Genomic DNA, 7,278 nt, shown 5'->3' with positions numbered 1-7,278 from the left:
GCCGGGGCGGCTGCACGTCGATCACGCGCGGGTGCCGGACGTGATCACGCTGGTCCGGCCGGGGGCGGTCTGCGGCCTCGCGGCCGCAGCCCTGGCCGGAGGGCTCTCCGCCGCCGGAGTCGGCGTGGCGGTCGTGGGGGAGACGCTCGGCGGCGGGATGGCAGCCGGCTGCCGCCGGCTGCCCGGCCTGCCCGAGCCGCCGGGGCCGGGCGAGGAGCTGCCGGAGCCGTCCGTGGTGTTCGTCGAGGGCCCGTCGCCGGCCGGGGCGCGTGGTCTCGCCGCCGCCACCGGGGGGCGGTGCGTGCCGGTGGTGGTCGGTCCGGTCCCGGCCGGCCGCTGGTCGCTTCAGCTCGACGTGGACGACAACGGGGACGGGGACGGGGACGGGGACGGGGAGGCGGGCGGTGGGGACTGAACGCCCCGCAGCACCACCGGCAGCGGTCCACCCGCCAGCCCGGACACCGCCTCCCAGACCCCGTCCCGGGCCCGGTGGACCCGGTCCACCTGGACCCGGTCGTAGGAGCGGCTGGTGAGGATCAGGTCGACCCCCGCCTGCCGCAGCCGCTCCGCGCGACCGCGGGCCAGCGGCAGGGCGGCGAGGGCGTCGGCGGTGGCCTCGACGTCGACCGTCCGGCCGCGCGGCACCCGCACCTCCACGAGCAGCCGCCCGGCCCGCGCCGCCGGCCGCCGCCGGGACAGCGGCAACCAGCCCGGCGCCAGGCCGCGGGACCGCGCCGGCAACAGCGCGTACGCCCGCCGGGTGCCGTGCGCCGGCCACCGGCTGACGTCGTGCGGCAGCCCACCGCTCGACGCGCTCGCCGGCGCAGACCGAATCCGCAGCGACCCGCAGTCCAGCCCGTCGACGGGTTGGAGCCCGCCGTCGTCGGTGGCCCGGAATCCGTCCCGCACGCGCGCCCGCTCCAGCCGGCCGGCCGGCAGCAGATAAGTGTCCGGGGCACCGAGCAGATACTGCAGGCGCGCCGGGACGTGGGAGCGCAGCACCTGCACCGGGATCGCGCCGCCCGGGGAGATCCGGACGCGCAGGAGGTCCGACCGGTGCGGCGCGGACCGCGGGTCGAGGTGGGCGACCAGGAACAGCTCCGCGCTGGGTACGCCGTCGGTCGCCGCCCGTTCCAGGTCGCCGGTGACCGGCACGAACGCCTCGAACGCGGTGACGTTGACCTGCTGGCCGGGGCGCAGCCACGGTGGCCCGTACCGGCCCGCGCGGCGGGTCTCGGCGGCCAGCGTCGGGCGGGCCGAGGGCGCCGGCCGGGCGGCCTCGTGTCGTTCCGGCGGGGTGCCGGCCCGCGTGGCCCTGGACGGAGCGGTGTCGTCCGACGCGGTGTCCACCGGCCGGTCGCCGTCCGGAGCGTCGGCCACCACGATGCGCTGTCGCAACGAGCGGGGCACCAGCAGGCCGTCGGGGGTCGCGTCGACGGCCGGCGGGCTGTCTGCGTAGCGCGGTCGGTGGGCCTGCCACTGCGTCACGCCACCCGCCGCGTCGAGCGCGCGCAGGTCGTGGTGGTCGCCGACGAGTTCCGCCCGGCCGCCCGGCGGTGGGGTCCAGACCGTGGCGCCGGTGGTTTCGGCCAGCTCGGCGGCCTGGGTGACGAGCTTCGCCTGCTCGTCCGGCTCGGACGGCCAGGTGAGCCACAGCCGCAGGTCGGCGCCGTAGAGCGGCAGGTCGCCGAGGAGCGCGGCTAGGTGCCCGGCGTCGCGTACCTGCTGGGTGCCGCTGTAGTCGCCGATCAGGAAGCCGCCGGAGCGGGCCGTGACCGAGACCGTGACCAGCTCGGACATGGTGGCGCCGAGCCGGTGGGCGGTGGCTCGGCGGGCCACGAAGTCCGCCCGGGTGGCCAACGCCACACCGGTAGCCAACGGCAGGTTGACCACCCCGGTCCGGGGCCGGACCAGACCGTCCTTCATGGCGAACCAGCCGGGCAGCGGGGTTGCCAGGTCGGGTGGTTGCAGCACCAGCCAGTCCATCGGTTGGCGGGTGACCCGGTCCAGGGGCAGCGCGTGCAGCGGGCCGTCGTCGGCGTCGGGGGCGCGCCCGGCCAGCACCTGCCGGATGTCCGCGCCGTCGGGGCTGACCAGCACGTCGTGCCCCAGCAGGCCGGCCACCTCGGTGAACAGTTCGGCGTGGCGGGCGCCGTCGTCAGCGAGGATCCGCACGTCGTCCGCGACGTCCCCGGTGCGCCGCACCAGGTCCGCCACGGCGGGCGCGTCCAGCGGGCGGTCCGGTTCGCCCGGCAACGCCGGCCGCCCCCGGGGACCGCAGACCAGCCAGAGATCCAGCAGGCCGGGCACCCGCCGGTGCCGGCGCGGGTCGAAGCGGCGGGTGCTCGGCACCCGGTCGATCCCCCGGCCGTCCATGGCCTGCGCCAGCTCTGTCACCACCGTCCCCGCCTTCGTTCCACCGACGCCCCACCGGCGGCCGGAGCTGCCCGACATCGAGGGCCGGTACCCTCGGCGTTCTCCATGACGGGCGCCATGGAAATCTGGTTCAGATTGATTTGAACGAAGTCGCCGCTGATCCGCAATAGACGGTGACGGCTGATCGGTCTGGGCCGCGGTGACGGAAGGGGAACCCGGTGCTGGCGAAGCACTCCATCCTTGCTCGACTGCTCGTGGTGGTGATGGTCGGCTGCGCGATCCTGGCCGCGCCACGGCCCTCGGCCGCCGGGTCCGCGCCGGACACCGAGCCGTACGTGAAGTACTACCTGGTCACGGCGCGCTACCAGGGCCAGCCGGAGAATCTCACCGAGATCGCCCGGCGCTTCCTCGGCAGCGGCGAGCGGTCCGCCGAGATCTACCAGCTCAACACCGGTCGGGTCCAGCCGGACGGGGGCCGGCTGACCGACCCGGCCGCCCTGAAGGCCGGGTGGTACCTGGTGCTGCCGTGGGACGCCGCCGGCCAGGGCGTCGAGTACGGACAGCTGCCGGCCCCCCGCAAGCCGTCCGCCGGCCCCACCCCGGCGCGTTCGCCGAGCGTACGGCCGGACGGCAGCCCGTCGCCGAGCCCCAGTCACACGGCCTCGCGCTCTCCCGGTGGCGGCGGCCCGGCCGCGCGGTGCACCGCCACGACCGCGTCGAGCGGCCGGTCGGAGTGGGCGCAACTGCGGATGGCGGCCGACAGCGCGTGGACCCTGACCCGTGGCAACGGGGTCAAGGTCGCCGTCGTCGACAGCGGGGTCGACGCCGGGCTCCAGCAGCTCAGCGGCCGGGTCGCGGTGGGCGCGGACGTCACCGTCGGCAACGGGCGCGGTGACGAGGACTGCCTGGGTTCCGGTACGGCGATGGCCGGCATCATCGCCGCCGACGACAGCGTCGAGGGCAGCCCGGTGGGCCTCGCGCCGGACGCGACCATCGTGCCGGTGCGGATGGTCCGCTCCTCGGGCGACGCCCGGCCGGCCGACGCGGCGACGGCCATCGAGGTGGCGGTCAGCACGGGTGCCTCGGTGGTCGCGCTCGGCTCCCGGGTCGACCTGGCCGATCCGGCGGTCGCGGCGTCGCTGGCCACCGCGCTGGAGCACGACGTAGTGGTGGTGGCGGGTGCGCCGGTCAAACCCACCACGCTTCCGTCGCCGCGCGGCGGATCCGGCGGCGGGGCGTTGGTGCTCACCGGCGGCGTCGGCGCGGGCGGCCAGCTCGCCGAGAAGTATCTCGACGGCTCGGTCGAGGTGGTCGCCCCCGGCATCGAGGTGGCGACGCTCGGCGTGGGCGGCGGCAAGGTCGTCGGCAACACCGGCACCGAGTTCGCGGTGGCGTTCGTGGCCGGCGAGGCCGCGCTGATCCGGGCCGCCCAGCCCGATCTCACCGCCGCGCAGGTGAAGGAGCGCATCCGCGGCACCGCCGACCCGGTCGGCGGGCAGGTGGCCGAGGGTGATTCCCGGTACGGCTCCGGCATGATCAACCCCGCTGCCTCGGTGGCGCCCTCCGTGGGCGGTCGGGACCCGGCCGCCGCCCAGGCGAACCGCGGTGGCGGGGGCACGCTGTTCGCCGTACTCCTGGGTCTCGCCCTGGCGTTCGGCGCGGGCGGCTTCCTGGTGTTCCGGATGCGCCGCCGCCGGTACGCCGGCTGACCCGCACGACGGCCGGCGCCCCCGGTCATCCCGAGCGGGTGACCGGGGGCGGGCGGCTACCGCAGCGACCAGGTCTGCTTCGGATTGAACACGCAGGTCCACGCGTTCAGCGGAGCGCCGTCGCCGTGCCCGTCCACGTCCAGGCAGCGGTCGGTCTCCCGGTTGAACAGCGACCGGATGCCCTGATACTCGATCCACTCCCACTTCTGGGCCGGGTTGCCGCTGCAGTTGGCGGTCTGCACCGGCGCGCCGTCGCGCTTCTCGCCCCAGGCCACATCGAGGCAGAGGCCGTTGACCCGGACGGTCTTGTCGGACCCGAACGTCCACCACTGCAGCCGGTCCTCCTTGCACGGCCGCAGGACCACGGGTACGCCATCGCCGGTGCCGCCGGTGGCACAGAGACCGGTCTCCTTGCCGACGAGCTGCTTCGCGCCGCTCGGGCGCTTCGGCGGGGCCGGCTTCTCCGGCTCGGCGGACGGGCGGGCCGACGGCGTCGCGCTGGGCCGGGGCGCGGGGGACGCGGCCGTCGGCGTCGGCGTCGGCGTCGGCGACGGCGACGAGGGCTTGGGCGACGGGCTCGGGCTGGCCGAGGGAACCCGGAGCCGGCCGTCGAGGGCGTAGAAGTCGGTGAACTCCCGCACCTGCCGCAGGAACGCCTGCGTCGCGTCGTCCAGCTCGCCGCCGGTCTGCCGGACCGCGGTAGGTCCGTTCCGGTAGGCGGCCAGCGCCAGCAGGCCCGGGTCGCCGTCGAGGCCGGCGAGGTCACGCCGCAACGCGCAGACCGCGGCGCCGACCGCCGGCACGGCCACCTGCGGGTCCCACGGCGAGGCGCCCGCCGGCCCGTGCGCCCGCCACACCTCGGGCAGGAACTGGGCGATTCCCCGCCGGCCGTCGTCGCCGAGCAGGTTCGGGTCGAAGCCGGACATCGCCATGAGCTGCGCCGCCACCGCCGCGGGCGGCACCTCCGGGCACACCGAGCCGGCGCGCACCACCAGGCGTACGTAGCTCGACGGCACCGCCCGGGGCTGCTGGCGCTCCGGGTCCGGGCGGGCGGTGCCGGCGCCGCCGAACGCGGTCAGCTCGCCGTAGTACGCCGCGTAGCGGCTGACGTCGTCGACGTACGCGACCGCGGCCGACGGCACGCCCTTGGCCTCGCGTACCTGGTCGAGTCCGGTGTGGAACGCGGCCAGGGACAGCCGCCACGGGTCACCGGGGATCCCGGCCAGCCGCAGTTGCCCGCTGAGGTCGCACATCTGGTGGGCCAGCGCGAGGATGTTCGCGGCGGTGTCGGTGCGGTCCGCTCCCGGCCACGGCGCCCACGACTTCCACCGGTCGTCGTCGAGCCCGGCGAAGCCGCGACCGCCCGAGGTGGTCTTCTTCACGCGTCCGTCCAGGCCGGACTCGGTCATCAGCTGCCCGGCCAGGCGGGCCGGGGTCAGCGTGGGGCAGGACCGAGCCGCGGCCCGGATCGCGGTCAGGTGCTCGGCGGAGACGGTACGGCCGGTCAGCTTGTCATCCCGGGCGGTGGCGATGCCCCAGCTCACGGAGGCGACCACCATGCACAGCACCGCGAGGCCGGCCGCGATGGCGGCGACGACACGACGCGGGATCCGAGCGAGCCGGGATCGGAGGCCAGGAAGATCGGGTGTCACGGGACTTCCCTTCCGGTGATGACGTCGCCAGGCGTGACGGATGCGCGACGTCCTCGGTTCACCCGACCGGAATCGGATCCGATTCCAGTCCGGCCGCCATTGAACCGACCGGCACACCGAGCCGTCAACGTGACCGCCGCCGGGCGCACCGATCCGCGGCTGCCGGATCGCCGATCGGAGTGTTCGATGTCGACTCGCCACCACCCGCCCGGCGCGGGCCCGACCAGCGCCGTCGTGGGCACGGTGACCTCGGGCCGCCGGTCGGGCCGCGTCCGATGAGCGCCGGCACGCTGGTCGCCGTCCGCCGGCCCACGGCACCGTCCGATCAGTACGGCTATTGTTTTCCCTCAGAGGGGCTCGGCGCCGACGTGCCGGGCCGGGCGGGCGGGCACGCCCCACACGTCAGGGGGAGGCGTTCCGTGTCGGCGGTGCCCAACGAGGCGGTGGAACCCGGAGTGCCGGGCGAGACCGTCGGGCAGGGCTCGCCGGAGAGCCTCATGCGCTGGATCCACGAGCAGTACCGTGAACCGCTGCTGCGCTTCATCACCCGGCTCGTCCTCGGCCGCCAGGAGTTGGCCGAGGACCTGGTCCAGGAGACCTTCCTGCGGGCCTGGCGGAACCTGGGGACGTTGGCGGAGGAGCCGCGCCGGATCGCACCCTGGCTCTACACCGTCGCCCGGCACGTGGCGGTCGACGCCGGCCGGGCCCGGCAGGCCCGGCCGCCCGAGGTCGCCGTGCCCGACCTCAACCGGCTCACCACGGCCGAGGACGAGATGGACCGGGTGGTCACCGCCCACACCGTCCGCCTGGCGCTACGACAGATCAAGCCGGAGCACCGCGACGTCCTCATCGAGATGTACTACAAGGGCGCCTCGGTCGCGGAGGCGTCGCAGCGGCTCGGCATACCCGAGGGTACGGTAAAGTCGCGGACGTACTACGCGGTGCGGGCGCTGCACGCGGCGATCGGCCCGATCGAGTCGGCCTGATGTCACGTCCCGGCGACTACTCGTCCGATCCCCGGCACCGGCGCGGTGTCCCGGATCATCGCTCCGGCGCACCCTCTGTCGGGTCGGGAAGGGGGCGTGATGCGCACCGGCGGTGAGAACCCGACGTCCGAGCACGAGGCCTTGGCGCTCTATCTGCTCGGCGCGCTCGACGAGACCGACCGCGTCGCCTTCGAAGCGCACCTGGCCGGCTGCTGGGAGTGCCTCTCCGCCGCAGGCGACCTGGGCGGGGTGACCAGCGGGCTCGGCGGACTCAGCGCGGCGGACTGGGACGAGTTCGCCCTCCCGCCCGCGTCCGTCCTGCCACCCGCGTCCGTCCTGCCGCCGCGTTCCGTCCTTCCGCCGCGTCCCGCGCCCGGACCGGAGGACGCACTCCCGCCGGGCCGCGATCCGGCGCCCCCGTCGTCGGCCCACCCGACGCCCGGCACGTCGACCACCGCGCCGGCCTCGGACCCGACGCCGGAACCGGGTGACCTGTCGGACACCGCGTCCGGCCCGGCTGAATCCCGGGCCGGCCTGCCCGATGTCGCGTCGGCG

Annotated in this window: 5 protein-coding genes and 1 pseudogene; 4 read left to right on the top strand and 2 right to left on the bottom strand. The window is 75.8% G+C overall.

The genetic code is table 11. From position 1 onward, the window contains the following. A pseudogene (locus ABZU46_RS30310) lies at nt 1-415 on the top strand (hypothetical protein); the annotation flags it as partial. Here the strand turns inward: ABZU46_RS30310 and ABZU46_RS30305 are convergent. Further along, nucleotides 346-2,400, bottom strand: coding sequence for a hypothetical protein (locus ABZU46_RS30305; protein WP_354863123.1), 2,055 nt, complete (start codon nt 2,398-2,400; stop codon nt 346-348). The pseudogene ABZU46_RS30310 and the gene ABZU46_RS30305 overlap by 70 nt on opposite strands. A 194-nt stretch (nt 2,401-2,594) precedes the next feature. On the opposite strand from ABZU46_RS30305, the gene ABZU46_RS30300 reads away from it, so the two are divergent. Further along, nucleotides 2,595-4,085 (top strand): S8 family serine peptidase, encoded by a 1,491-nt coding sequence (locus ABZU46_RS30300; protein WP_354863121.1) that lies wholly within the window; start codon nt 2,595-2,597, stop codon nt 4,083-4,085. A 56-nt stretch (nt 4,086-4,141) separates the two neighbouring features. On the opposite strand, the gene ABZU46_RS30295 is transcribed toward ABZU46_RS30300, so the two are convergent. Next, nucleotides 4,142-5,737 carry a ricin-type beta-trefoil lectin domain protein gene (locus ABZU46_RS30295; protein ID WP_354863119.1) on the bottom strand — a complete coding sequence of 532 codons (1,596 nt, stop codon included), beginning with the start codon at nt 5,735-5,737 and terminating at the stop codon, nt 4,142-4,144. A 419-nt stretch (nt 5,738-6,156) separates the two neighbouring features. On the opposite strand from ABZU46_RS30295, the gene ABZU46_RS30290 reads away from it, so the two are divergent. Beyond that, the gene (locus ABZU46_RS30290) at nt 6,157-6,723 is read left to right on the top strand and encodes a sigma-70 family RNA polymerase sigma factor (RefSeq protein ID WP_354863117.1); all 567 of its coding nucleotides are present in this window, start codon (nt 6,157-6,159) and stop codon (nt 6,721-6,723) included. 99 nt (nt 6,724-6,822) lie between these two features. After that, nucleotides 6,823-7,278: zf-HC2 domain-containing protein (locus tag ABZU46_RS30285; protein ID WP_354863115.1), on the top strand; the 456-nt coding region annotated here is incomplete at its 3' end.

It is taken from the genome of Micromonospora sp. NPDC005197 (genome assembly GCF_040608295.1).
Lineage (GTDB): Bacteria > Actinomycetota > Actinomycetes > Mycobacteriales > Micromonosporaceae > Micromonospora.
This window is presented reverse-complemented; position numbering and strand designations above follow the sequence as displayed.